Source organism: Nostoc sp. UIC 10607 (assembly GCF_047228265.1).
In the GTDB taxonomy this organism is placed as follows: Bacteria; Cyanobacteriota; Cyanobacteriia; order Cyanobacteriales; family Nostocaceae; genus Nostoc; species Nostoc foliaceum_A.
In genome coordinates this window covers 300,043-327,039 of record NZ_JBIQNW010000002.1, presented here as the reverse complement: position 1 = coordinate 327,039, position 26,997 = coordinate 300,043, and the positions used below count along the sequence as shown (strand labels likewise).

The window sequence follows — 26,997 nt, the reverse complement described above, 5'->3', positions numbered from 1 at the left end:
CAAAGTAATCAATATTTCAACTAAACTAGCGATCGCAACTTAATTAGCGATTTTCGGCGCACTCAAAGAAACCTTTAGTGTTTCGTCTTTTTGCTGTGCTAATGTGGGCACTGAATCACGCAATCTTGCTGTCAATTGTACAGTTGTAGCGTCATACATTTGAGTTAGCAACTTCGGATAGAAACCAATACCAATAATTGGCACTAACAAACAGGCAATGATAAATACTTCGCGGGGTTCAGCATCTATCAAAGCTTGGTGAGAAACTAATTCCTTGTTCTCTTCTCCGTAGAAAATTTCTCGCAACATCGACAGCAGATAAATCGGAGTTAAAATTACTCCCACTGCCATCAAGAACACCACAATGACTTTGAAGGTAGAGCTATAAGCATCGCTAGTAGCAAAGCCGACAAACACCATTAATTCTGCCACGAAACCGCTCATCCCCGGCAATGCCAAAGAAGCCATTGAACAAGTAGTGAACATGGCGAAAATTTTCGGCATTCTCTTACCGACACCGCCCATTTCATCCAACATTAGGGTGTGTGTGCGATCGTAAGTTGCGCCAACCAGGAAGAACAAACTCGCCCCAATTAACCCGTGGGAAACCATTTGCAACACTGCCCCACTCAATCCCAAATCGGTGAAGGAGGCTATACCAATCATCACAAAGCCCATGTGAGAAATTGAGGAGTAGGCAATTTTTCGCTTGAGGTTTCGCTGGGCAAAGGATGTTAAGGCAGCGTAGATGATATTAACTACCCCTAAAACCACCAATACTGGTGCAAAAAAAGCGTGGGCATCGGGGAGCATTTGAGCATTCATCCGAATTAAGGCGTAACCGCCCATTTTCAGGAGAATACCTGCTAATAACATGTGTACGGGGGCTGTAGCTTCACCGTGGGCATCAGGTAGCCAGGTGTGCAAAGGAATAATCGGCAACTTGACGGCGTAGGCAATCAGGAAGCCAGCATAGAGGGCAAGTTGGAAATTCAGGGCGAAGTCTTTTAAGGCGAGCGATCGCATGTCGAATGTCACCGTATCGCCGTAAAATCCCATTGTCAGGGCAGACAGCAAAATAAACAGCGAACCGCCAGCGGTGTATAAAATAAATTTGGTCGCTGCATATTGCCGCCTTTTGCCTCCCCAAATCGACAGCAGAAAGTATATCGGCACCAGTTCCAGTTCCCACACCAGGAAAAATAACAGCATATCCTGGACAGCGAACACGGCAATCTGACCGCCATACATCGCCAAAATCAAGAAGTAAAATAGCTTGGGCTTGAAGGTAATAGGCCAAGCTGCTAAAATCGCCAGCGTGGTAATGAATCCAGTCAAAATGATTAGGGGCATGGATAAGCCATCTGCCCCTACTGACCAATTCAAACCCAATTGTGGTACCCAGGGGTAACTTTCCACCAATTGCAAATCTGGATTGGAAAAATCATACCCAGTATAAAAAGCGTAAACAATTAGTGCAAAATCTATTAGCCCTACGATGAGGGAGTACCAGCGCACTGTTTTGCCTTCTTTGTCAGGGATGATGGGAAGAAGTAGCGACGCCGCTATCGGAAACAGAATAATCGTCGTCAGCCACGGGAAATTAGCTGTATTCATCACAATTCGTCTGCTATCAAAATCATGTTTGGCAAAAAGTCACTAGTTATTAACTAACAGCTTTTTCGGTATTTGGTCTTCCTCGTTAGGTTGATTTAATAAAAATAAAGAAAGATGAAGGTAGGTAAATCTATATCCTTGCCTTCATCTTTATACAACATAGTTATTGCCTAATCACTAATTGATACGCTATGTAAAACGTATGTAGAGACGTAATATATTACGTCTCTACGTTAGGTGACACCAAAGACAATTACTAAGCCCAAAACCGCCCCAAATACAATCAAGGCATAGAATTGAGCGCGACCGTTTTCTAGGTACTTCAGACCTTCACCGCTGACAAGGGTAAAAAAGCCTGTGAGGTTAACAGCACCATCGACAACGCGGAAGTCAACTTCCATAACTTGTCTAGCTACGCGACGCAAGCCGAGGACAAAAACCCGATGGTAAATGTCATCAAAGTACCACTTGTTGAGGGATAGCTCGTAAAGTGGTTTGATTTGAGCAGCGATCGCAGCCGGGTCAATTTTACGGCGCAAATACATCAGCGAAGCCAGGGTAATCGCAATCAAAGAAATTCCGACTGAGGCACCCGCCATGATATAAAATTCCGTCGGATTGAACTCGGAAGCCTTTTCTATAACTTCGGACAGGGTTTCGCTAGGAGGAAAGATAAACTCTTCAAAATAATTGGCGTAGGGAGTTCCCACCAAACCAATCAAAATCGAAGGCACAGCCAACAGTGCCAATGGCAGAGTCATTGTCCACGGCGACTCGTGGGGGGAGTCGCTGTGATGCCCGTGGGAGTCATGGGAATCATGCTGCTGACTAGTTGCCGCCAATTCTCCTTTTTTCATTGCCCCAGGCCCAAAATTCGGGACTGGTTCTTCTGACTCTAATTCCAGGACAATTGTCGCCGCAGCCTTCTTGAGCTTTTCCTTAATTTTCTCGTCATTCCCCCGGAATTTGCCTTCAAATGTCATGAAATACATTCTAAACATGTAGAAAGCCGTAATCCCGGCAGTTAGCCAGCCAATCAACCAGAGAAATGGGTTAGCTTCAAAAGCCTTCCCAAGAATTTCATCTTTTGACCAGAAACCAGCAAAGGGTGGAATACCAGAAATTGCCAAGCAACCAATCAAAAAGGTAGTCCCCGTGATCGGCATATACTTCCGCAGTCCGCCCATCAAGCGCATATCCTGCGCTAAGGCTGGATCGTGACCAACGACACCTTCCATGCCGTGAATTACTGAACCTGAACCCAAGAACAGCATCGCCTTGAAATAGGCGTGGGTCATCAGGTGGAATAGTCCAGCACTGTAGGAACCTATTCCCATTGCCATCACCATGTAACCAAGTTGGGAAATGGTGGAGTAAGCCAAGCCCTTTTTGATGTCGTTTTGGGTAATGGCAATAGTTGCCCCCAAAAACGCCGTAAACGCTCCAGTAAAGGCAATGACATTCATTGCTGCTGGAACGCCTTCAAATACTGGGTACATCCGGGCAATGAGAAAAACACCCGCCGCCACCATTGTTGCCGCGTGAATCAAGGCAGAAATGGGGGTGGGGCCTTCCATCGCATCTGGTAGCCAGACATGGAGGGGGAATTGGGCTGATTTCGCCACTGGCCCTAAGAAAACTAAAATCGCAAACAGGACAGCGAGAAAATTGCTGATAGTACCTGATTGGACAAGTTCGGCGAGGCGATCGCCCATCATATTAAAATCAAAGCTTCCTGTTGCCCAGAACAGCCCCAAAATGCCGAGTAATAGACCAAAGTCGCCCACGCGGTTGGTCACAAACGCTTTTTGAGCGGCATCTGCTGCTGACTTGCGATCGTACCAAAAACCGACCAGCAAGTAGGAACACATCCCGACCAGTTCCCAGAATATATAAATCTGTACTAGGTTGGGGCTGACCACCAGACCTAACATTGAAGAGCCAAACAAACTGAGATAGGCGTAAAACCGCACGTAACCGGGATCGTGAGCCATGTAGCCATCGGTATAAACCATGACTAACAAGGCTACCGTTGTTACAATCACCAGCATTAGGGCTGTCAGGTGGTCAATAGTGTAGCCCATGCTCAGGTGAAAATTACCTGCCGCCGCCCACTCCAAGGTGCGGATATAAGGCGCGTGTCCTTGAATTTGACTCCATAGCAAGGCAAACGACAGCCCCATAGCTGCTCCCATTAGGGAGATAATAACTACAGCGTTCAACTGCCGGAGGCGGTTTGTCACCTGATTCAACGAGATTAACCCTAGACCGACCAGCATTGCCCCAAAAAGAGGTAACACCGGAATCAGCCAGGCATACTGATAGATTACTTCCATCACTGACGCCTACTTTTAGAATTCTTGACTAGCGTGTCGAAACTGTTAATAATTGTGACACACACCCTTTAGGATAAAATAACCCACCCAAGGCTGATTGGGTGGGGTGTTAAGCATGGTTTTAGATTTGCCGAGAATAGCTATGAGTGCTGAGTGCCCAGTCGTGAGTTTAATTATTACTCACGACTGGGCAATCTCTTCAGGCTGACCGACACTCTAAGTCCACTGTTTTTGAACTATTGTAAATTTTCGGGCAATTGCTGTAGCTAGCTTTTATGTCTTCTAAAGCTAGACGTAAATCTTCTCTGCCGCGAAAGCCTTCTAAGCGATGCCGAACAGTGCCATTTTCAATCAATAGTAAAGTTGGCAGTGACTTTAGCCTATAAGTAGTAGACAATTTAAAATTTTGATCCGCGTTAACCCCAACTAGTTTAATTTCTTCCCCACATTGGGCTTGAAATTGCAACAATAGTGGGTGGATAACCCGACACAAGCCACACCAAGGTGCTTCAAAATTAACTAAGACAGGAATAGGAGATTCTAAAACTTCTTGAGTAAATGTCCGCTCACTAACCGACAACACCATGACGCCTCTTGGATTATAAGGTTTTTATATCAAACTACCTATCAGCACTGAAGTGAAGGATTGGCAAATCAGTAACTGCCGATAGATGCTTTCAGGAACCAAATCTCAGGACACAAAATAATTAGGCAAAAATTGAGCGCGTTGATGTGTCTCTGACAAAAAAGCCAGCGCGGCTTTCACGGTGGCTTTTTTGGATGTTAGACTCCTGATTGCCGTCGCCACCTTGGATTTTGACTGAATCTGCCATTTATTCCCAAGGAAAGGCAACTGACCAACAACTACCAATTTAAAATCTTAACTTGACTCAGAGCACCCCCACTGATAGATGTTTGAACTTATCCTACATTGATTTGGGGCAATTGATAAGCTGAAATCCTCATCTGTTTTGCATTTTCTGCTGACACTGGGGATCACCTAAATTTCCCATTTTATCTTACTAGTTGCTTCCAGCAACAGAGGGTGCGACCACCAAAGCAAAGCTATAAAAATGGCAACTCCCAAATAGGAAGGACGGAGAAATTCCTGCCATTTGATAGATTGACGCCCATCAATAATTGCTTTAAAGGGAATAATTGAAGTCCGTTGTTTGGCAATTTCAAAGGCTTCCCCATAGCGATGCAAGAGACGGCGATCCCCGTGCCAAACCCCAAACAAGTGATGCAACACTAATCCAATGGAAGTCACAAGGGTAAAGGTAGTACCCAGCCACAGAGTATGGGCAACACACCAAATTATTTGTCCTACCATCTGGGGATGACGGGTAATCCGAATAATTCCTGTTTCGTAGAGATGAACTTGGGGCTTTTGAATGGCAGCAATTTCTAGTAGATTGAAGGTAGCAGGATATAAAAACAAAAACGAGATTGCTGACAGCAGCCAAACAAATTCTCGTACTCCTAGCACCCCTTGTACCTGCCAAAGTTGCAAACCATCATAGCGGTGCCTAAAAAAGTAAATAATTAATATCACAGCCAACGGTAGGCTGACTAATGCAAAGAGAATGCGATAAAGCCTTGGGCCAATATATTTTTCTGCCCAAGGGCGCAAAGCAGCTCCTCCACTGTGAGCGATCGCAAAAACTATTTGTAACCCCAGTATGACAAAATGACTGGGTGTCAACCAAGAAATCGGCAGCATATAGACGGGTGAAGTAATTTAAAGAAAATTGAATTCAGTACAACCAATACCACAAAGTATTCCAAAGGAGACTTTAGTCAAGATGTTGTGCTACTGTCCTTTTCGAGTCAAGCCTTTAAGTTTAATATGCAACAAATCATGCGCGGCTGATTGCTGCCAAACTTTATTTGTTGTGTGCATCCGCTCCTTTCAAAGTTTGTGGGTTGAGCCTTATGTCTGACCTTCCTTTCACTTTAGATCAGTTACGTATTTTAAAAGCGATCGCACAAGAAGGAAGCTTCAAGCGTGCCGCTGATAGTCTTTACGTCTCCCAACCTGCCGTCAGCTTGCAAGTGCAAAATCTTGAACGGCAGCTAGATGTCCCCCTATTCGACCGTGGAGGACGACGCGCCCAATTAACCGAAGCAGGGCATCTACTCCTAAGTTACGGTGAAAAAATCCTCAGCCTGTGTCAGGAAACCTGCCGCGCGATTGAGGATTTACAAAATCTCCAAGGCGGTACTTTGATTGTCGGTGCTTCTCAAACCACCGGCACTTATCTTTTGCCCAGAATGATCGGTATGTTTCGACAAAAATATCCCGATGTGGCAGTGCAATTACATGTCCACTCTACCCGGCGGACTGCTTGGAGTGTGGCTAACGGACAAGTTGATCTGGCAATTATCGGCGGTGAAATTCCCGGTGAACTATCAGAATCCTTGGAAGTTCTTTCTTACGCGGAAGACGAACTAGCGCTGATTTTACCTGTCTTTCATCCCTTTACCAAACTTGAAAAAATCCAAAAAGAAGACTTATACAAATTACAATTCATTGCCCTAGATTCCCAATCAACTATCCGCAAAGTAATTGACCAAGTACTAGCACGCTGTGAAATTGATACCAGACGTTTTAAGGTTGAGATGGAATTGAATTCCATTGAAGCAATTAAAAATGCTGTGCAATCTGGTTTGGGAGCTGCCTTTGTTTCAACTAGTGCGATCGCTAAAGAGTTACAAATGGGTGTTCTGCACCGTACCCCTATTGAAGGCGTCGTCGTCAAACGGACACTGTGGCTGATTTTTAATCCTAATCGCTATAGATCCAAGGCCGCAGAAGCTTTTAGTCGGGAAATTTTGCCCCAGTTTGCTAATCCTGGATGGAGTCAAGATGTGTTAACATTGGCACAAAAAAGCATAGTGGTAACTACATTGGATATAGCGACATCCACCTCTTCCGGCGAAGACTAAAATTTGCTCATTAGTCCTACCCTTAGGGTGTCTATGTCATTTGTCCTATGTTTTTTGTAAATGATCAATGGCCAAATAATTCGTAATTCGTAATTCGTAATTCGTAATTATTATCTCATAGCTTTTCGTGTAGCGTACCGTAGGTAAGCTAAGAATTTGACATCAGTAAAAAAGTTTCCTGTTCCTGATAAAAAAGTTTAGTTTCTATATAACCTGAATGAATTACGAATTACGTAGCTTGCTTCTCGCCAGAGGCGAGTATTATCAATTACGAATTATTTTGACTAATGACTAATCACGAAAATGGAAGTTTACTGTACCCGTCCACGTTGCCCACGCCCACAAAACTATTTTGCCGATTTAGATGATATTACGACGCTGAAAACAACGCAGCAAAAGTACTGTACTACCTGTGGTATGCCATTGCTGCTAGATGGTCGATATGTCCCCATGAAGCTACTGGGAAGGGGGGGATTTGGCGCAGCCTTTTTGGCACGCGATCGCCGAATACCAGGAATGCGTCAATGCGTAGTGAAGCAGTTTCAACCATCGGGAAATTTAACCTTAAATCAACTGCAACAAGCACAGTTGATGTTTGAGAGAGAGGCAGAAGTTTTAGCACAACTGGGTAACGATCACGAGCAAATACCTGACTTATTTGCCTTTTTTCCAGTGATAGTAAATAGCTTGCAACCAGGACAGCAAGACCAGTTTTTTTACTTAGTACAAGAATACATTGATGGGCAAAACTTAGAAGAAGAATTAGTTCAACAAGGCAAATTTTCTGAACAGCAAGTGTTGGAGGTGCTGCAAGAAATCCTGAAGGTGCTAAAGTTTGTCCATCATAGAGGAATTATCCACAGAGATATTAAACCCTCTAACATCATGCGCCGTCGTGATGGTAGACTTTTTTTACTAGATTTTGGTGCAGTTAAGCAAGTAACAAATGCTGCACTCGGTTCTGCTGCTTCTTCCACAGGAATTTATTCTATGGGATTTGCACCGCCTGAGCAGATGGCTGGGGGTCAAGTATTCCCATCTACAGACTTATACGCCTTAGCTGTAACTCTTATTACTTTGTTGACAAATCAGGAAGCAGTTCAACTATTTGATGCCTATAGCAACCAGTGGAAATGGCGAACCCAAGTGACTGTCAGCCCCCGCCTTGCTGATATATTAGACAAAATGTTGCTACCTGCTGCTAATCAGCGTTTCCAGTCAGCCCAGGAGGTTTTAGATGCACTTAACTTACAGGCGGTTCAAGCCCCTACACAACTTAATTCGCCCTCTGTAACACTTCCGCCACAACCGGCAAAAGGTTCTAATCCCGTTGTTCCCCGCCGTCCGCCAACTCAACCAGCGTTTTCTACAGTGGAATTATTGGGTGGGGCGGCATTTAGTGGATTTGAAGGAGCATTGATAGCGATCGCTCTCTTCAGTCTCGTAAAATCAGAAATAGTTACTTTAAGTGTTGCGTGTGTGATTTTAGGAATACTGATATTTGCCCAAACGAGGCGGTGGATTGAGAAGTTCGATTTATTAATTATTCCCGCAATTACTTTTGCGATTATTTTTTTTCTTCCCTTTTTACAGGGGGGTCTTGGTATTCAGGCAGTAGTAATTTTATCAATTGCATCAGCCTTAGTAGCTATTTCACTGACAGCTATATTTAGACTTATTTATAAATTATTATCTCTGATACTTTAAAATTTTTTCTTTATTCAAATTTGTTCATGTCACAAAAGAATGAAACCACAATTTTAGCTTTGGCCCTGCTGCTGACAGTTGGCATAGTTGGCGGTGGAGTTTGGTGGTTTACTAATGGCTCTGGGATCAAAATTGGTAATAACATCATTCCAGGTTCGGAACCAGGCAGCAATCCATCCCTACAAGACCGGATTAGTTTTGGGGAAAAAACTTTGACTCCAGGTGCAGTTTCTCCTGCAAAAAAAGAGGGCGTAGAGGCGATCACTGCTAAAAGTTACGACAAAGCGATCGCTAATTTCACTACTGCCCTAAAACTCAACCCTAATGATCCAGAAGCGCTGATCTTTCTGAACAATGCCCGCATCGCCTCTTCCAAGAACTACACCATTGTGGCTTCTGTACCATTCGGCACTGACCCCAATGTTTCTTTAGAAATTTTACGTGGCATCGCCCAAGCCCAAAATGAAATTAATACCTCTGGAGGAGTCAAGGGAGTGCCGTTGAGGGTAGGGATAGCTAACGACGAAGACAATCCAGAAATAGCCAAGCAAATCGCTTCTAAGCTAGTTAGTAATTCAGAAGTATTAGGTGTAGTTGGGCCTAATACTAGCGATTCCACTTTAGCGGCAGGTAATATTTATACTTCAGGACAACTTGTAGCAATTTCCCCTACCAGTACATCTGTAAAAATTTCTAACTTTAGTCGCTACGTTTTTCGCACGGTTCCCAGTGATTTTATGGCTGCTAGAACTTTAGCCAACTACATGGTGAAAACCTTGCAGAAAAAAAATGCAGTGGTTTTCTTTAATTCTCAGAGTAACTATAGCCAGTCCTTAAAGTCGGAGTTTGTTTCATCTGTTTCCCTAGAGGGTGGACAGGTATCCAGCGAATTTGATTTGTCTCAGGTGGGTTTTAGTGCGGCTAAAAGTGTAGAACAAGCAACTAAGCAAGGTGCAGAAGTGTTGATGTTAGCAGCTAACACTGAAACTTTGGACAAAGCGCTGCAAGTAGTTCAGATTAACCAGAAAAAGTTAACTCTGCTGGCCGGAGATGATGTTTACACCGTCAAAACTTTAGAAATTGGCAGAGAGCAAGCTACGGGGATGGTAGTGGCAGTTCCCTGGCATATTGATAGCGATCGCAAGTCAGATTTTCCTCAGAAATCACGGCAGTTATGGGGCGGTGATGTAAGTTGGCGAAGCGCCCTCAGCTATGATGCCACTGTAGCTCTGATTGTGGCATTAGGACGTAACCCTTCACGTTCTGGAGTCCAACAAGCACTCTTCTCTTCTGACTTTTCTACCAGTGGTGCTTCTGGTACAATTCGGTTTTTAGCATCAGGCGATCGCAATGCACCAGTCCAACTTGTAAAAATCGTTCCTGGTTCTCGCTCCCGCACCGGCTATGACTTTGAACTAGTGCGATAATCAGCAATAAAAAATTTAAAATTAACCAATCGTTAACCTGGAAAAACCCTCAAGATGAGAAATTGAGCTTTATGGGGAAAATTTTAGGTCAAATAGCAACTTATTTATCCTTACCAACACTCAAGCCTTGAGATAAAAGACGAATAATTCAGGAAAAATTTATTATACTTTGGCTTCTAAACTAGTCATAAGTGAGGATTTGTCAGTATTCGTTAACAAAACACCCGTCCTCCCAATACAATCTCAAGTAGCAAGCACCTATCAAGTCAAGCACTTATATTGAATGGACGCGCGGGTAATTCTACTATGTCCCAAAAAAATGAAACAACTATTCTTGTATTATCCATCCTAATCACGGTCGGGCTAATAGCTGGCGGTTTTTGGTGGTTTACTAGAAAATCTGGTGTTGACCTAAATACAATTAATTCTGGTAGCACCAAAACACCCCAAACTGCACTAGAACAACCTAGTGGCAATACTTTCACTTTAGTAAAGGATGTTCCTACAGGATTATTCAATTATGGTGGCAGTACATCTTGGGCACCGATTCGACTAGTAGTTGATTCAGCAATTCAAGCGGCGCGACCAGAACTTCGGCTGCGTTATGTAGAACCCAGCAGTGCATCTCCTGGTTCTGGTACTGGCATCCAGTCACTGATAGACGGTCAACTAGCCTTTGCCCAGTCCTCCCGACCAGTTCTAGATCAGGAATTAAGCCGTGCCCAGCAGCGTGGGTTCAGTTTGAAACAAATTCCTGTGGCAATTGATGGTTTGGCAGTCGCAGTTAACCCTAACCTCAATATCTCAGGACTCACGGTAGACCAGTTAAAGTCAATTTACACAGGCAAAATCAATAATTGGAGCCAGGTGGGTGGCCCCAATATTCTAATTAAGCCCTATTCTCGCCGCATAGCTGATGGCGGTACAGTCGAACTTTTTGTTCAAGACATCTTGGGTGGTCAAGCTTTCAGTTCCAATGTGGAATTTATCTCCACAACCACCCAAGCCTTGCAAAAATTGGCTGGTAGTCCTGGTAGCATCTACTACGCTTCTGCCCCAGAGGTGATTCCTCAATGCTCAATCAAACCCTTGCCGTTGGGGCGCACACAAGGGCAATATATTGCTCCCTACCAAGAACCATCTGTCCTCCCGTCCGAATGTCCTGGTAAACGAAACAAATTGAACATTGAGGCTTTCCAATCAGGAAAATACCCGATTACGCGCAATCTGTTTGTGGTGGTCAAACAGAATGGTCAGACTGAGCAGCAAGCAGGTGTCGCTTACGCCAACTTACTGCTAACTGAGCAGGGACAGGAACTGATTACCCAAGCTGGGTTTGTCAAAATTCGCTGACACCTGCGATTACACTCAGGCAGAGTGGCGGAAATCGCCGCTCTGAACCGTGCTTTAACCAGCTCTATTAATCGACTCTGCTGGCAAGCAAATCAGATTATCCCCTTGGGTGAGGATTAAGCCGCGTTGACGCAGCTTACCCATCAAGCGGGTGACGGTGACACGGGTCGAACCAATCGCGCTCCCAATTTGGGCATGGGTGAGGGGAAAAGGCAGACAATAGCCGCGAATCACATCAGGATCAGTGTCGCTCATTGCTGGCTCTCCATATTCCTCAATTAACAATGTGAGAAATCCTAAGAGTCGGTCAATTGTGCGGCGTTGTCCCAAGGCACTCAGCCACAGTAGCTTACGCTGGTGCTGATACCTAAAGGCATCCATAACTTCGCGACGGAAGTGAGGCCAGTTGTCTAAGTCATGCCAGTACATCCACAGCACCGCAGTTTGGTCAACATGGGCGTAAGCCTGGAGTGTGAATGGTGACTGAGCAACAATTTCAAATGGCTGTCCCGCTCCCACAAAACCCAAGAACGCTTCTTCTGGGGTTCTGTTAATTCGTCGAGACGTTAGCTGGCTGGCAGTCGCGCTAACTTGGGCGGTTCCTACCATACGGATCGCACCCCTTTGCACCAAATATAGCAATCCAGGCCGGGCTGGAATGCGCTCATCTTTGCTAAAGGTACGGCAGCGGTAGTGTTCTTGAGCCCAGTCAAGAATGCGTTGCCAAGTCAAAAAAGGCCGTGATGCCTCAGAAAAGGAGGATGGAGATTGCATAGGTAACAAAGAGCGTTCGGCTGAAGACAAAGACGTCATAAAAAGGTGCAAGGAGTGTCTTTGTGTTGGCGAGGCAGGCTTAACGCCTAACAGCGCCAGCCAATCCAAAGAATAGAAAGCAAATTACTCTCTACTCTTTTGTTATACTTCCTACTGTACAATGATGGTAGTAAAGTTTACTTACTATTCATCGATTATTCATCAAATTTTATCCTCTTCTCATTTTTCTTCATCTAAATTAAATTTATATCGCAAGATAGATGACAGAAAATCAACAAATATATTTTACATGATTATTTCAATGAAATTACGTGCATTATAAATTACTAGTTAGTAAATATACGTCAATTAAACAGCTATTAAATAGCCACTTAATAAAGATACTAAGCACTAATACTTACGTTGTAGAAAAAGTAGACATAAAAGTTGGAAAAAATCATCTATATAAAGATAGAGATGAAAGTAACATTTTATATATCTCAAGTGTGGCGTTGCGGCTGTCAAAATCTCAGAATCGAAAAACTATGGAGCTTGCCAGTGCGATCGCCTCTGATTTATCGAGGACTTGTGGCGACGTTTTTAGCATCCAAATTGTTCCCCCTGGCTGGATACATTTTGAATTGACTCACTTGACGTTAGCGACTTGGTTACACAGTCTTGCAGTGGGGAGTCTAGGGGGAGAGAGAGAGCAGGGGGAAGATGAGGAGACAATTGATGCCCCATACCCAATGTCCAATTCATGGTTTGCTGTTCAGTACGCCCATGCACGTTGCTGTTCGCTAGTGCTGCTGGCTCACCGAGAAGGATTGATTAAACTTAGAGAACCAGTTCCAAATACTAGTCCAGATTTTTGGAGTGTTATCTCTCCTAACCCTTTACCTTGGCTCAATTGTGATGGAAGACTGCGGCTAAATCACCCACATGAGCGTCATCTAATTGCGGAGTTAGTACAAGTGGTAGACAACATAGAGTGTCCTGATATTAGCGGTTCTGTGAAATGGGAAAAAGTAGCGCTGAGTTTGAGCCAAGCTTTTGAAAACTTCTGGTCTAATTGCCGGATTTGGGGTGAGGTGAAAATTAGCTCACCAGAGCTAGCCCAAGCTAGACTCGGATTGCTTATGGCTACTCAGTCAGTATTAAGATTTGTCCTAGAGGAAAACTTGGGTATTGTTGCGCCTTTAGAGTTATAAATCGGTAATGTCGCTTAGGTATAAAATAAAAACTTTTATAATAGCTATTGACTCAATGCATCACCTCGGCTACATTAGCAGGTGTGTGAGGAGCGAACCAGCTAGGGCACCGAGACGAAACACGGCCAGTCGTCGGTGTCCTTTCTGATTTATATGGTTTAGGTTTGAAAAAGTGCCCTCATTACAGCAAAAACTTTGCAATTGCTACTGCTGCTCCGTCTTCCTCTACGCTAGGAGCTACCCACTGAGCGATCGCTTGCACTCCTGCTGGTGCGTTGCCCATAGCTACACCGAGTCCAACATACTCCAGCATTTCCAAATCATTGAAGTTATCGCCAATAGCCATAACATTGACTAACTGTAATCCCAGCAATTCTTCGGCTAGGTAACGTACAGCAGTTCCCTTATTCACAGATGCGTTAGTTGCTTCAAAGAAGGTAGCAACAGATGTTGTGAGATAAAGTTCAGCCGGTGTGTATTGGCGACGCAAATTGCCTAATAGCTGATCGATCACATCTGTGTCATCACATAAAGCAAGAATTTTTGTCGGTTCATTCGTTAAGGCTTGGCGCAAATCACCTACAGGAATCGGGGTAATCCCAGAACGTTCTGCATAAATTTTGGTTTCTCTAGTTAACTCACGGACGTATAGCTGATCATTGATGTAGAAGTGGACAGATAGGAGCGATCGCAACTCAGGCTGTTCAAAATAGTCGAGTAGCTGGTGGGCGATTTCCCTGGAAACAGCCCAATGGCGATGAACTTTTTGGGTGATCGGATCTTGAATCCAGGCTCCCTGATAGGCCATTAATGGCAAGGTAGAGCCGATTTCTTGGTGAAAGCGCAAGGCTGAACGATACATTCGACCTGTAGCGATCGCCACTTGAATTCCTCGTGCTTGCGCCGCAACAATAGCTTGCTTTACACCTGCGCTAATGGTATTCGAGTGTCCAGCGATCGTGCCATCTATATCCAAAACTAGTAGTTTAATATCTTTTGCAGCAGCCTGATTATCAGTAGATACCAAATGTGTAGCAGATGCTTTCTGCATAATTTCCTAGATTTTAAGTTCCAGTAAGAGGTTAACAGGCTCTAGCTACCAATGGGGAGTAGTAGAAAAAATTGGGTTCTCTAGTCAACCTAATTTCCTTAACATGAGGATGCTGAATCACACAATTTTAGATTGCTATAGTATTTTTTGAAAATTGTTCCAAATTCTGGCTAATAATCGCAACAAAAAACCCCGATTTTTTCGAGAATCGGGGTTTTTAATTTCAATTAGAGAGCCTGACCGATAGATAGCATGGGAAAAACCCACCTATTCAAGAAAATCTATGAATTTGACACCTTGAGCCAGCTTTTTTTGCGTTGTGACAACAGACAAAGCCCAGCGATTAAAGCAACTCCAAGTGTGGCAGAGGGTTCAGGTACTGATTTCACATCATCGTAGTTATAGGTTACTTTAATACCTGCTTTGGCATAAGTATCAATATAGGATCTCATGTTGCCCGATCCTGTAACTACTGAGTTGGCTATAGCTGAGAACAAGAAGTCTATGTTGCCATTACCAATGAAAGACTGCAAAAATTGGGTATTAGTGAAAGACTGGGTAGCAGATTGTGTGGCGGTTAAGTTAGAAACAGTCTTTCCAGAGGTGCCACTATAATCAGTGATACCGTCATATTTAGCAACTTGGTAACTGTAAGAATATTGAGGATTCAGCGCCAATAGAGACTGATTATTTAGTTCTAAGCTGAATTCACTGGCAAGATTTACTGTCGTCTGAGTCGGGGTTTGACTCCTATTTTCAAAACCTGCATTTCCGAGTATGTCTCCAGTAAATTCTATTGTTACACCTTGGAGCGTGCCTAGAGATGAATTAAATTGTTGGACGCTCAGAGGTGCATCAATAATATCTGTGAATTCGTAATTAGTGGAACTAGTGTACGAGAGAGAAGCTGCATTAGCCGCTCCAGATGTTGCAACAATTCCTGCCAAAGTTGTAGCAGCAGCTAGAGTGTTCAATAGTTTTGTTGTCATGATGGAAGATGCTTTTCTAAAACGAATCATTACAGGATTACTAAGTTATTTCTAACTCTGAAACTTTGCTTGTAGGATTGATAATTTCACGTAAATTTATGTAAAGTTTTTATGTCCAAGTTCCTTCGGAAAATATACTTTTTGATTGGTACATATAAAGTTTTGTTAAGGCAAAGAGGCTTTGATAGTGGTAATTTTATGTCGAAATATTAAGCTAGTTTTTGTTTGTTTCTGAGAAGTAAGCTAGGTCAACCTAATTAAACATAAAACGCTCAGGATATAGATCCCAGACTTCTAGTGAAAAATCGGGAATCTGGTTACTATCTGGTTACTATGTTGATACTCACGTACTTAATTAGGGTGGTATCCCTGCTAAAAGTTGTTTCTACTGGGCTTCCGTACTAAAGCTGCCAATGCGTAGACATCACTTTGTGGAAAATTATATGCGATCGCAATGGGTACGCAAAAACTGCGCTATTCTCGCCAAAGCAAGCTGAACGAGCATCGGAAATTGCTAACTATGTGACAAAGCTTCTGGCTAAAATAGGGCTATGTCTGAAACTTTGACTTCTGTAACCGCAACACGCCCCACGTTCATCCTTGTAGATGGGCACTCCCTGGCTTATCGTTCATACTTTGCTTTCGCCAAAGGGCGAGATGGAGGACTGCGTACTAAAGCAGGGATTCCTACCAGTATATGTTTTGGTTTTGTGAAGTGCCTGCTGGAGGTAATGGCAACACAACAGCCCCAAGCAATGGCGATCGCTTTTGATTTGGGTGAGGCCACTTTTCGCCATGAAGCTGACGATACTTATAAAGCTGATCGCAAAGAAACGCCAGAAGACTTCATTCCCGACTTAGCAAACCTGCATGAGTTGCTCAATGGCTTCAATCTCCCAATTTTCACTGCCCCTGGTTACGAGGCAGATGATGTTTTGGGAACCTTAGCACAACGAGTAACTGCTGCTGGGTATAAGGTGAAGATTCTCACTGGCGATCGCGATTTATTTCAACTGATCGACTCTGACAAAGAAATCACTGTTCTGAATTTTAGCCCAGATGCCCTAAAGCGCTCTACAAATAGCATTACGGAATTTGAAGCAGAACAAGTCAAAGAAAAAATGGGGGTTTTACCTTCACAAATTGTTGATTTCAAAGCTCTTTGTGGTGATAAATCAGATAATATTCCTGGGGTGAAGGGAATTGGGGAAAAGACAGCAGTGCAGCTGCTAAATACCTATGGTTCCCTTAACGATGTTTATGCTGCGTTAGATGAAATTAAAGGCGCAACTCAGAAAAAACTGGCAACGGGTAAAGAAGATGCCGAGAAGTCTCGCTATTTGGCAACTATAGTTTTAGATGTTCCTATAGAATTTGATTTAGAAGATTGTAAATTAAAAGGTTTTGATACAAGCGTTTTATCACCAATTTTAGAAAAATTAGAATTCAAGTCTTTTTTAGGTAAAATCAACGACCTCCAGCAACGTTTTGGTGGCAAAATTGAAGACAAACAAGAAGCCAAAATAGACGCAAGTAATTCCAACTCTATTAACTCAGAATTCAGCGCTGATGAAGATAATGATTTGTGGTTTTTCAGTGCTAGTGATACAGCCGCAGTTCCACAACAATCTACTTCCCCAATTACACCACGCATCATTAACACTGAAGCCAAATTAACTGAGTTAGTGAAACTTTTGCAAAAATTCACTAACCCAGAAACACCCGTTGCTTGGGACACTGAAACTACAGCTTTAGAACCAAGAGACGCTGAGTTAGTAGGAATTGGTTGCTGTTGGGGAACGGAACCAGATGAAGTAGCCTATATTCCTATGGGGCATAAAACTGGGCAAAATTTGCATAAAGATTTGGTGCTAGAAACATTACGCCTAATTCTCGAAAGTGCTGATTATCCCAAAGCTTTACAGAATGCTAAATTTGACCGCTTAGTTTTAAAGTGTCAAGGAATTAATTTGGCAGGAGTAGTGTTTGATCCCATGCTGGCAAGTTACATTCTAAATCCAGATTCAAGTCATAATTTGATGGATTTGGCACAGCGATATTTGGGATTGATAGCAAAAAGTTACTTAGATTTAGTTCCTAAAGGCAAAACCATCGCTGATATAGATATTCCCGCCGTAGCAGATTACTGCGGTATGGATGCTTATTCTACTTTTGGCTTAGTCCCGAAATTGCGTGAGGAACTGGATCAAATTCCAACTTTATCTAAGCTATTAGTGGAAGTGGAACAGCCACTAGAAGCAGTTTTAGCCCAAATGGAATATACGGGTGTCCGCATTAATTCAGCTTATTTACAAGAACTTTCGCAGCATTTAGAAACGGAGTTAGCTAGGTTAAAAGAGCAAGCAACTGAAATAGCTGGGGAAAATTTTAACTTAGGTTCTCCTAAACAATTGAGCCAAATTTTATTTGAAAAATTGGGGTTAAGCACCAAACATTCTCGTAAAATTCAAACGGGTTTCTCTACAGATGCAGCAACACTGGAAAAACTCCAAGAAGATGATAAAACTGGTTTTGTTGAAGCGATCATTGAGTATCGCACCCTATCTAAATTAAAGTCTACTTATGTTGATGCATTGCCTGCATTAGTGCGTCCAGATACTCAGAGAGTGCATACTGATTTTAATCAAGCAGCGACATCAACTGGTAGGTTATCTTCTTCTAATCCGAATTTGCAAAATATCCCCATTCGCACAGCTTTTAGTCGCCAAATTCGTAAGGCATTTTTGCCAGAAACTGGCTGGTTAATGGTGGCTGCTGATTACTCACAAATTGAATTGCGGATTTTGGCTCATTTAAGTCAAGAGCCAATATTAGTGCAAGCATATCAGCAAAATGAAGATGTTCACACTGTTACGGCGCGGTTAGTGTTTGAAAAAGAAAATATAACCTCCGAAGAACGAGGGATGGCAAAAACTATCAATTTTGGCGTGATTTATGGAATGGGTTCTCTAAGGTTTTCGCGCTCAACTGGGATAGATAAGACCATTGCCAACGAGTTCATTAAGCGTTTTAATGAACGATATCCGAAAGTATTTGCATATTTGGAACGAGTGAAAAAAGAAGCGATCGCTCTTGGTTATGTAGAAACTATTTTTGGTCGTCGTCGTTACTTTGACTTTACTAATAACAGTTTACGTAAATTAAAAGGTAGTAACCCAGAAGATATTGATCTGAGTAAATTGAAAAATTTGGGTGCTTACGATGCAGGTTTACTACGCTCTGCTGCTAATGCACCAATTCAAGGTTCCAATGCTGATATTATCAAAATTGCAATGGTGAGATTGCATGAGGTTTTGAAGAACTATCAGGCGCGTTTGTTATTGCAAGTTCACGATGAATTAGTTTTTGAAATTCCCCCTCATGAATGGGAAGAATTACAACCGCAAATTAAGTCGGTGATGGAAAACGCAGCTCAGTTGAGTGTGCCGTTATTGGTGGATGCGCGTGTCGGTGATAATTGGATGGAGACGAAGTAATTTGAACTATGACAAGACTTTTAGGTAGAAAAGTGTCAATCAGTTTAGTTGAAAATTTAATCCTCTGATATATATCAAGTTGGCAAAATCATCAAGAGTCAAAAGTATCGACTCTTGATGATGGAGTAAGCAATAGTTAAGAGTTAACCGCCACGCTTCAGTGCTGCTTCTACCTGCTGTAACTCCTTCTCTAAACGATTTTTGAGTTTTTCGGGTACGGCACGATTTGGGTAAGAACTGTAGTGTCCAGCTAGGGAGTTGAGGGCTGTTCGCATGGTTGTAAAGGAGCCAAGACCAGAAACAGAGTTAACTCGCTGATAGCGAGCTGAAAAGTCATTAATTTTTTGACGCGCTTCCGCTTGAACTGCTGCTTTTTCTGGTGAATCTTGTGATAAATCCAGAGCTTGTCTCATAACATTGACCACAGCTAAGGTGTCTTGGCGATAATCCCCAGTCAAACTATCTGGACTGCCAGAACAGCCCATTAAGCCGATAGATACAACCAAAACCAGCGCAAGCAAACGCGACCAATAGCGCTTCATATGCATTAAGTAAAAGAATACGTAAATCAACGTCCATCCTATCTTGGATTGGTGACTTGGGGATCAATTTATTGCTGAGTAAGATGTTATAAAACTCCATTCATCCACCTCTGAACTCTGTTTATTTAACTTAGATACTCGTTCACGAGTCTTTGATTTGACTCCTGACTCCTAATTTTTTGGTAAAGAGTATTGCGTTGTTGGTAAGGTCTTCCTAAAGAAGCGATCGCAGCTTGCAAGGTTTCCACTTCCATACACGTACCACCCAAAGCACCAGCCATTGTGGTAATGTGCTCCTCCATCAAGGTGCCGCCAATATCGTTGCAACCCCAAACCAAGGCTTCTGTCGCACCAGCAAGCCCCAGTTTGACCCAACTCTGCTGATGATTGGGAATCCAATTACCCAAGTAAATCCGCGCCACAGCCCCTAGCAACAGTGCATCACTCAAAACTGGTTGATCGCGTCCGACACGGCTACGTAAGGGTTTGGGCGCTTCTTGCCCAACGAAGGGTAATAAAATAAACTCTGTGATCCTTGCTGGATATCCCTGATTGATGGCGGTTTTTTGGAGCGATCGCAATTTTTCTAAATGCCCGATTTGCTGTTCGTGGGTTTCAATATGCCCAGATAACATGGTGCTGGTGGTATGCAAGCCTAATTTGTGAGCGGTGCTGACAATTTCTAGCCAAGTGGCTGTGTTAATCTTCTCTGGACACAGTATCCGCCTTACTTTATCGTCTAACACTTCAGCGGCTGTTCCCGGCATTGAGCCAACACCAGCATCACGCAAAGCAGTAATCACATCAGCATACTCAAGTCCATCAAGTCTGGCGATAAATTCCACTTCCTGGGGTGAGAAAGCGTGGAGATGTATCTGGGGAAATTCCTGTTTAATGGTTTCTACGACTTTGAGATAATAGGGCAAAGATTTGCCGCTTATCTGCGCTTGTGGATTTAATCCCCCCTGCATACAGATTTCCGTCGCGCCCCGTTGCACTGCATCTGTTGCTTTTTCCAAAATTTGCGCCGAATCTAACCAGTATGCACCGACATCACCATCATCTCGACGGAAAGCACAAAAACTACAGTGCTGCTCACAAATATTAGTAAAGTTGATATTACGATTAATTACGTATGTAACTGTATCGCCTGCTTGAGTGTGGCGCAGTGTGTCGGATGTAGTCCGTATTGCTGCGATCGCCTCTGGCTCAGTTTGTTGTAACAATACCACTCCCTCTTCGGGAGATAAGTCGTACCCCATCAAGGCACGTTCAAGAATTTTTTCAACAGCAATTTTTGTCAGCATTACTTTCTTTATTTCTCAGTAAATTTTAATTTTATGATCTGGTAAATAATAAAATTTTACTTAATAAATACACCAAGCTCAGGAGAATTCCAGCTATAGAAAATTTAGCTGTTTTTCTGTTCTAGCCGCCACAGCCTACTATACTGGAAAACATCGACTAATTTGTATTTCTTCTCAAGCTCAGATCGAAATTTTTTAGAAGGATTATACAAAAATAGTTCACTGAACCTATCAGGAATATTTGGCATAGTTGGTTCAGTTACCAATTGCATCTGCACTTTATGATCTAGCAGATGAATGAGAGACATTAAATCACCAATATTTAGAGAATAATTACTACTAATTAATAGTGGGTCATTAGCTTTATTGATGATGCGAGCTATTTGAGGGTTAGCATGGCTGCTTTTATTCCACCATGTCTCGGCTTGAGAACTGACAACACAAGATAGAACTCCAGCGGAAATTACTACTACCATTACTAATTGGCACAATTTGCGGGCTATTAACTTAGAATAAATAATTTGAGCCGCCAGCAAGTAAGCAACAGCTAGTTGAATGCCTACATAACACGGAATGACATATCTAGGTCGCAGACTGACCTTACCTCCAATAATCAAATCAGGTAATATGAGAGCTAAAGCAGGTATTCCACTTAAGATAAAAACAAATAACCAAATTCGTGTTCCTGCTTGACGATAAAGAAATAAGAATGAATATATTACCAAGATTAGTAATAAGGGAATTAAAAATCGACCCCAGCGCAAAACTGGCAAATTCAAATCTGGAAAAAATGGTTCGTAGCGCCAAAAATCAGCAAACAAACAGCTAATATTGGCAATCCAACCAGAAGCCAAAGCTGACACAGATTGTTTGGTTTGAGCACTGGCTGTTGTGCGCTCAATTTCAGACAAGCTATTAATAACAGTTAAAATCCAAGGAACGAAAGCTAAAAAGCCGACACTAGTTGCTATTAGATAAGCTTTAACGGTTTTGGTGAATCGAAAGCGTTCAATGGCAAATACATAAATACCGTGGGCGATCGCTAGCAACCCAGAAAACAAAAAGGTGTACAATCCTAGTGCCACTGTTACTGCATAAATCCCCCAAAGCTGCTTGCTACCCAGTCTTATTGCTCTCAGCAGTGCAGCACTCCCTAGCAAAGTAGTCACCATCCATAAACCGAACTCCCTTGCTTCTTGGGCGTACAGCACATGGAAGGGCGAGACTGTTAGAAAAGCTACGCTTATCCATGCCGTTATGGGTGAGTGAAATAATTCTAAGCACAGCCAATAAATGCCAGGAAAGGCTATTAAGCTAATTATGGCTGACAAGCTTCTCGTAGTCGCTACTGAATTGCCAAAAAATTGCATCCATAATCTAACCATCACGTAATAAAGTGGAGGATGCTGGGCATCTTCCACCGCCAAAGAGTTGATTGTATTGATTAAACCTTTTTCAGAATTAGGCTGTTGATATTTTTGTATATCTCCAACAGCAAACACGCGCCCATTAAACACTTGTTGAACAAATTCTGTTTTAGTGTAACCAGAAATTCGTAATGAGGTATAAGCTTCGTCGTGCGAATAGACTTTTCGATCCAGATAGGCGAAGCGGAAAAATATCCCTAATATTAACAAAGTAATGATTAAAAATCGTAGCCAAATAGGAGGAAAATATTTTGCAAGTACTGATTGTCTGTTTATCATGAATATCGAATTATATTGCTGATTGTAGGTTTATGAAGTTCCATAGTAGCAGTTTGTAAATCAGTTTTTTAGATGCTTAAGATTATTAGCCAAGAGCCATTGCAATCAGAATATCAGCTTTTATTAATTAACTGCAAAATAGCTATTAAGGGAATTTGTAGCAAGGGCTGGAGCCGCTTACTAAAAGTAACGGAACAAGTTAAATATCCTTTGCCGCAAACGTTCTAAAACTGGTTCTTCTTCGGGTGAACCCTCAGTAAATAGCATCTCATATATCAATGGCACTCCTAGCTGTAAATCTTCGAGAACTTCACGCTGGGTAAACACATCTTGTGGTTTTCCCTCCATCACAAGTTGTCCCCGATCCATCACAAATATCCAGTCTGCCCAACGATAAACTAAATCAAGATCATGGGTTGCCATTAGTATAGTTGTACCATCTGCATGAATCTTTTTTAGAGTTGTCATCAAGTTACGAGTATGCAACTTATCTAAATAGGCTGTTGGTTCATCCAGCAATAAAAGTTCTGGTTTTAACACCATGACATCAGCTATAGAAACTCGCTTTTTTTGTCCTAAGCTGAGATGATGAACTGGTCTTTGAGCTAATTCAGTAAGTCCAAATTCTACTAAGGCTTGCTCGACTCGCTGTTTAATTTCTCCTGTTGGCAATCCCAAATTACACAAGCCGTAAGAAATATCTTCTTCAACAGTAGAAGCTACCAGTTGTTGCTCTGGATCTTGAAAAACTAGCCCTACTTGTTGACGTAACTTTATCAGTGATTGACGGTCGTATTGCAGAGGTTTTCCTTGCCAAGATACTTTACCTTTATGAGGTTTATATAGACCGTTAGCTAATAAAAATAATGTGGTTTTACCACAACCATTTTGCCCGATTAACGCACATCTTTTGTGAAAAGGAATCCTCAGATTCAAACCATTCAAAGCTAATTGTTGTGCGCCTGGATAAGTGTAATGTAATTGCTCAAATTCGAGTAAAAATTGTTGCATGATCGTACCAATCCAAGGCGATTAATGACGCACATCCTAGAATTGCTTCGATGGCATATCGCTTAGATAAATGGTAGCGATGAGGATGCCAAACTTTAAATTCTCCATTGAAGCCCCGTGATGCCAAAGCCAATGATACTTGACGATAGTTTTCTAGGGTTCGTTTGAGTAATTGTCCAATTAAGAGAGCTAAACTTTTCATCCCAAGGCTAAAAGTGCAGTAGCCACCACGAGATTGTTGAGCAGTCCATAATTCAGATGCTGTGTTTAATAGGACAAAAATAAAGCGGTACATTAGTAATAATAGGTCGGTTAGTAACACAGGAAAACCCACGCGACGCAGGACTTGTAAAAGCTCGGTAAAAGGGATAGTTAACATGATGAAATATAAGCAGGAAAGAGAGGCGATCGCTCGTGTTAAAATCGTTAATCCCTGCTCAATACCGTGAATACTGATATACACATAATAAGAGCCAATATTAAAACCTGCTGCTGAGTCAGTTTGCACTAAATGTAAGTGAGAAATATTTACGCCATTGAACACTAAAGCTGGTAAACTTGTTAACCAGAATAAAGTAGCAATATACACTAGTTTAAAATAAATTTTGCTAGGAATACCTGCATATATAATTGTCCAAGTACTCATCCAAACTGCAATCAAAACTTGAACTAGGGGATGGCTAAAGGCAGCGATGATCAACAGAGCGATCGCAAACAGTAATTTCTGCTCTGGTGCTAACCACCGCAACCGATTAGTATATGCAAGAGTATCTATTTGCAAACTCATTCCTTATTCCTTTGATGTTGCGCTCGTCCTTTATACAACCCAATTACATAACCAATTACCCCAGCCCCCGCCGCCGCTTGCACGGAAAATAATAAGCTTTCAACTTCTCCACCGGGCAACTCAATTAATGAATTAAACCAAGGTTTATATTCGGGCTGAATTTCTTTGATTGCATTTTCAGCATGACCATCTGCGCCGCTAAAATCTGATCCTTTAATTAATACTAATGGCGCTACTGCCAATCCCACTACTCCTAATAGTAACAGCCAGTTACTCAATCCTTTTTTAGACTGTTTCATTGTGTTGAGGTTCCCTTTTGATTAATTTCAAAAATTCTAATTCTTGAGGCGTATAAGATTGTAGCCAATTCCACACCAATACAGTTAGCAAACCTTCACTAATTGCCAAAGGAACCTGAGTAATCGCAAAAATGCCTGCAAACTTGGTAAATGAGGCTATAAACCCACCGACAGGTGCGGGAAAAGCAAGAGCGAGTTGCACGGAAGTAATAAGGTAGGTGAGTAAATCTCCCAAGGCGGCTGCTAAAAATATGGCTATTTTTTGCTTACCAGTTAGCCGCATCGTCAAATGATATATCCAATAAGCAGCAAATGGGCCTGCGATCGCCATCGAAAAAGCATTTGCCCCCAATGTCGTCAAGCCGCCATGAGCCAACAGCAGCGCTTGAAATAACAGAACTAGACTCCCCAGCACCGACATAGCTAGAGGGCCAAATAGCACAGCTCCTAACCCTGTGCCTGTAGGATGGGAAGAACTACCCGTGACTGAAGGAAGTTTCAACGCTGACAAGACAAAGGTAAAAGCTCCCGCCAATGCCAAGAGTAATTTTAGTTCAGGGTTGGCTTGGGTGATGCGAGTCAGCGATCGCAATCCTAAAATAAAAAATGGTAACGCTACTATCCACCAAAAAATTGCCCAATTCCCTGGTAAGTAACCTTCCATAATGTGCATGGCATAGGCTGGTGTAGACGCTCCAACAACTAGATAAAAGCTCAAAATACCTATCAAAATTAGTGATACGCCTTTTGACTTGAGAAGAATTCTTGGCACGCTGTATACCTCGCAAATACATTTTAAAAACTTAGTTTAAATCAGCGGATGCTCTAATAAACACCTCAAAATTAAAAATTAAAAATTCCATGTACTGACAATGTTATGGAAATGCAATTTATCTCATCTCTAAGCAAATAAAATGCACCACAGCATAGCAAGAGTCTCTTTGTTTCGTCCATATCCAGGTGCTATTATACGCATTGTTTGTATTTTAAGTACTGCTAAGGCAATAAGCATATCAATAAATAGATATGAAAAGTTAGCTTCACTTGAATATTATTTATACATACCTAAGAAATAATTACTGATAAAAATCAAAAAAATTGGCTGGAATTTTCAGGGACTGATTCTAGTTTTAGCTAAATTTAATAACTTAAAGCAGCAATTCTGAAGCACTGCAAAATTATTGACAATAATTATTAATTCCTCTAATATTTAGAAGCAATTGAAAATCTTTTGCAATTCTTTTTTGGCGCTAACCGTAACTAAATGTCATGCCCAACAACTTCGCTCTGGGTAATGGAAAACCGTGGAGCCGCCGTGAATTACTGAAGCTGGGACTAGCAGGGGCTGGAGTAACTGGTGCAGCTGCACTTTGGCAGATGCTAAATCTACAAAGTCATTCAATAGTCAAAGTGCCACCATTTGATATGGAAGCATCTGACGGCGTTACGAACCCAATGAAGATGTTAAGGGATTTTGATTATGGGACGGTAAAGCAAGAAAATGGGCGGACTATCCGGGAATTTCAGTTAACTGCTGGTACTTCCATAATAAAACTCAATAGTGCTGTCTCTTACAACATCTGGGATTTAAACGGTCGCATACCAGGGCCAACGCTACGGGCAAAACAGGGCGATCGCATCCGGGTACTATTTCTCAACAATGCTGGACATTCTCACTCTTTGCATTTTCATGGCGTTCATCCAGCAGAAATGGATGGTGTTCGCCCAATCAGCAATGGCAAAGCCACGATTTATGAATTTGATGCTGAACCCTATGGCGTTCACTTATACCACTGCCATATTGAACCAGTCACCCGTCACATCGCTAAGGGACTGTATGGAATGTTTATCATCGATCCACCTACTCCCCGTCCCCCGGCCGATGAAATCGTACTAGTGATGGGTGGGTATGACGTGAATGATGATAGCCATAATGACTATTACGCCTTTAATGGTCTGCCCCACTATTACATGCATCATCCCATTCGCATTTACAAAGATCAGTTGATTCGGCTGTATGTCCTCAACATCATTGAATACGATCCGGCAGTGACGTTTCATCTCCACGCCAACTTCTTTGATGTCTATCGCTATGGCATGAGTATGACTGCTAGCGAGAAAACTGATGTGATTACGATGGGTGTAGCAGAAAGGCACATTTTGGAATTTGCTTTTCGCTATCCAGGTAAGTATATGTTTCATCCGCATCAGGATGCGATCGCAGAAAACGGTTGCATGGGTCAATTTGAAGTACTTACTGAGAGTAACTCTCAAAACCCTGTTAAATATTCTTAACTAGATAATTTGTAATTAATTCATTAAAGTTCAGCTAAATAGTTGATAAAAAATATCATTATATGCAACAGTAAGGTCTATGACAATGTGTCAAACAAACTAGCTTCTAGTAATAGTTTGACATGTTCCAATTAATACATTTTTAATTGTGCGAGGAGCA

The 26,997-nt window shown here is 42.3% G+C and carries 22 protein-coding genes; 7 read left to right on the top strand and 15 right to left on the bottom strand.

Features of this window, described 5'->3' with window-relative positions; genetic code table 11:
* Nucleotides 1–39: 39 nt before the first annotated feature.
* The 5 genes from ACEYW6_RS03575 to ACEYW6_RS03555 form a co-directional block, all read right to left on the bottom strand.
* The gene (locus ACEYW6_RS03575; RefSeq protein ID WP_412978643.1) at nt 40–1,617 is read right to left on the bottom strand and encodes an NAD(P)H-quinone oxidoreductase subunit 4; all 1,578 of its coding nucleotides are present in this window, start codon (nt 1,615–1,617) and stop codon (nt 40–42) included.
* A 233-nt stretch (nt 1,618–1,850) separates the two neighbouring features.
* Nucleotides 1,851–3,953: an NAD(P)H-quinone oxidoreductase subunit 5 gene (locus ACEYW6_RS03570; protein ID WP_412978642.1), complete on the bottom strand. Its 2,103-nt coding sequence runs from the start codon at nt 3,951–3,953 to the stop codon at nt 1,851–1,853.
* 199 nt (nt 3,954–4,152) lie between these two features.
* On the bottom strand, nt 4,153–4,539 hold the full coding sequence (locus ACEYW6_RS03565; protein ID WP_412978641.1) for a thioredoxin family protein: 387 nt from the start codon (nt 4,537–4,539) through the stop codon (nt 4,153–4,155).
* A gap of 121 nt (nt 4,540–4,660) precedes the next feature.
* A complete protein-coding gene (locus ACEYW6_RS03560; RefSeq protein ID WP_269141784.1) occupies nt 4,661–4,786 on the bottom strand; it encodes a hypothetical protein in 126 nt (41 codons plus the stop codon).
* A gap of 167 nt (nt 4,787–4,953) precedes the next feature.
* Nucleotides 4,954–5,676 carry an NnrU family protein gene (locus tag ACEYW6_RS03555; RefSeq protein ID WP_190899993.1) on the bottom strand — a complete coding sequence of 241 codons (723 nt, stop codon included), beginning with the start codon at nt 5,674–5,676 and terminating at the stop codon, nt 4,954–4,956.
* A gap of 212 nt (nt 5,677–5,888) precedes the next feature.
* Here ACEYW6_RS03555 and ACEYW6_RS03550 point away from each other — a divergent pair, with 212 nt between their 5' ends.
* The 4 genes from ACEYW6_RS03550 (at nt 5,889) to ACEYW6_RS03535 (ending at nt 11,389) form a co-directional block, all read left to right on the top strand.
* On the top strand, nt 5,889–6,902 hold the full coding sequence (locus ACEYW6_RS03550) for a LysR family transcriptional regulator (RefSeq protein ID WP_190899990.1): 1,014 nt from the start codon (nt 5,889–5,891) through the stop codon (nt 6,900–6,902).
* 303 nt (nt 6,903–7,205) lie between these two features.
* Nucleotides 7,206–8,609: a protein kinase domain-containing protein gene (locus ACEYW6_RS03545; RefSeq protein ID WP_412978640.1), complete on the top strand. Its 1,404-nt coding sequence runs from the start codon at nt 7,206–7,208 to the stop codon at nt 8,607–8,609.
* A 26-nt stretch (nt 8,610–8,635) separates the two neighbouring features.
* On the top strand, nt 8,636–10,036 hold the full coding sequence (locus ACEYW6_RS03540) for an ABC transporter substrate-binding protein (protein ID WP_412978639.1): 1,401 nt from the start codon (nt 8,636–8,638) through the stop codon (nt 10,034–10,036).
* 306 nt (nt 10,037–10,342) lie between these two features.
* Nucleotides 10,343–11,389, top strand: a complete 1,047-nt coding sequence (locus ACEYW6_RS03535) for a PstS family phosphate ABC transporter substrate-binding protein (RefSeq protein ID WP_190899987.1) — start codon at nt 10,343–10,345, stop codon at nt 11,387–11,389.
* A gap of 54 nt (nt 11,390–11,443) precedes the next feature.
* Here the strand turns inward: ACEYW6_RS03535 and ACEYW6_RS03530 are convergent, their stop codons facing one another.
* The gene (locus ACEYW6_RS03530; protein ID WP_190899985.1) at nt 11,444–12,202 is read right to left on the bottom strand and encodes a Crp/Fnr family transcriptional regulator; all 759 of its coding nucleotides are present in this window, start codon (nt 12,200–12,202) and stop codon (nt 11,444–11,446) included.
* Nucleotides 12,203–12,687: 485 nt separating this feature from the next.
* On the opposite strand from ACEYW6_RS03530, the gene ACEYW6_RS03525 reads away from it, so the two are divergent.
* On the top strand, nt 12,688–13,353 hold the full coding sequence (locus ACEYW6_RS03525; protein WP_412978638.1) for a DALR anticodon-binding domain-containing protein: 666 nt from the start codon (nt 12,688–12,690) through the stop codon (nt 13,351–13,353).
* A gap of 181 nt (nt 13,354–13,534) precedes the next feature.
* Here the strand turns inward: ACEYW6_RS03525 and ACEYW6_RS03520 are convergent, their stop codons facing one another.
* Together ACEYW6_RS03520 and ACEYW6_RS03515 are read right to left on the bottom strand one after the other, a co-directional pair.
* Nucleotides 13,535–14,404 carry a Cof-type HAD-IIB family hydrolase gene (locus ACEYW6_RS03520; protein WP_412978637.1) on the bottom strand — a complete coding sequence of 290 codons (870 nt, stop codon included), beginning with the start codon at nt 14,402–14,404 and terminating at the stop codon, nt 13,535–13,537.
* A 281-nt stretch (nt 14,405–14,685) separates the two neighbouring features.
* Complete coding sequence (locus ACEYW6_RS03515; protein ID WP_412978636.1) at nt 14,686–15,393, bottom strand: choice-of-anchor E domain-containing protein; 708 nt, start codon at nt 15,391–15,393, stop codon at nt 14,686–14,688.
* Between the two features lie 551 nt (nt 15,394–15,944).
* On the opposite strand from ACEYW6_RS03515, the gene polA reads away from it, so the two are divergent.
* Complete coding sequence (polA, locus tag ACEYW6_RS03510; protein WP_412978635.1) at nt 15,945–18,890, top strand: DNA polymerase I; 2,946 nt, start codon at nt 15,945–15,947, stop codon at nt 18,888–18,890.
* A gap of 143 nt (nt 18,891–19,033) precedes the next feature.
* Here the strand turns inward: polA and psb27 are convergent, their stop codons facing one another.
* From psb27 to ACEYW6_RS03475, 7 genes are all read right to left on the bottom strand, one after another.
* A complete protein-coding gene (psb27, locus tag ACEYW6_RS03505; RefSeq protein WP_190899977.1) occupies nt 19,034–19,438 on the bottom strand; it encodes a photosystem II protein Psb27 in 405 nt (134 codons plus the stop codon).
* Between the two features lie 119 nt (nt 19,439–19,557).
* The gene (gene cofH / locus ACEYW6_RS03500; RefSeq protein WP_412978634.1) at nt 19,558–20,739 is read right to left on the bottom strand and encodes a 7,8-didemethyl-8-hydroxy-5-deazariboflavin synthase subunit CofH; all 1,182 of its coding nucleotides are present in this window, start codon (nt 20,737–20,739) and stop codon (nt 19,558–19,560) included.
* 104 nt (nt 20,740–20,843) lie between these two features.
* Nucleotides 20,844–22,445, bottom strand: coding sequence for a glycosyltransferase family 39 protein (locus ACEYW6_RS03495; protein WP_412978633.1), 1,602 nt, complete (start codon nt 22,443–22,445; stop codon nt 20,844–20,846).
* A 180-nt stretch (nt 22,446–22,625) separates the two neighbouring features.
* Entirely contained in the window at nt 22,626–23,456 is an 831-nt protein-coding gene (locus ACEYW6_RS03490; protein WP_190899971.1) for an energy-coupling factor ABC transporter ATP-binding protein, read from the bottom strand.
* Entirely contained in the window at nt 23,431–24,243 is an 813-nt protein-coding gene (gene cbiQ, locus ACEYW6_RS03485) for a cobalt ECF transporter T component CbiQ (protein WP_412978632.1), read from the bottom strand. The genes ACEYW6_RS03490 and cbiQ overlap by 26 nt, the downstream gene beginning before the upstream one ends.
* On the bottom strand, nt 24,240–24,542 hold the full coding sequence (locus ACEYW6_RS03480) for an energy-coupling factor ABC transporter substrate-binding protein (protein WP_412978631.1): 303 nt from the start codon (nt 24,540–24,542) through the stop codon (nt 24,240–24,242). The genes cbiQ and ACEYW6_RS03480 overlap by 4 nt, the downstream gene beginning before the upstream one ends.
* Nucleotides 24,529–25,215: an energy-coupling factor ABC transporter permease gene (locus ACEYW6_RS03475; protein ID WP_412978657.1), complete on the bottom strand. Its 687-nt coding sequence runs from the start codon at nt 25,213–25,215 to the stop codon at nt 24,529–24,531. The genes ACEYW6_RS03480 and ACEYW6_RS03475 overlap by 14 nt, the downstream gene beginning before the upstream one ends.
* A gap of 596 nt (nt 25,216–25,811) precedes the next feature.
* Here ACEYW6_RS03475 and ACEYW6_RS03470 point away from each other — a divergent pair.
* Nucleotides 25,812–26,837 carry a multicopper oxidase domain-containing protein gene (locus tag ACEYW6_RS03470; RefSeq protein WP_412978630.1) on the top strand — a complete coding sequence of 342 codons (1,026 nt, stop codon included), beginning with the start codon at nt 25,812–25,814 and terminating at the stop codon, nt 26,835–26,837.
* The last annotated feature ends 160 nt before the right edge of the window (nt 26,838–26,997 follow it).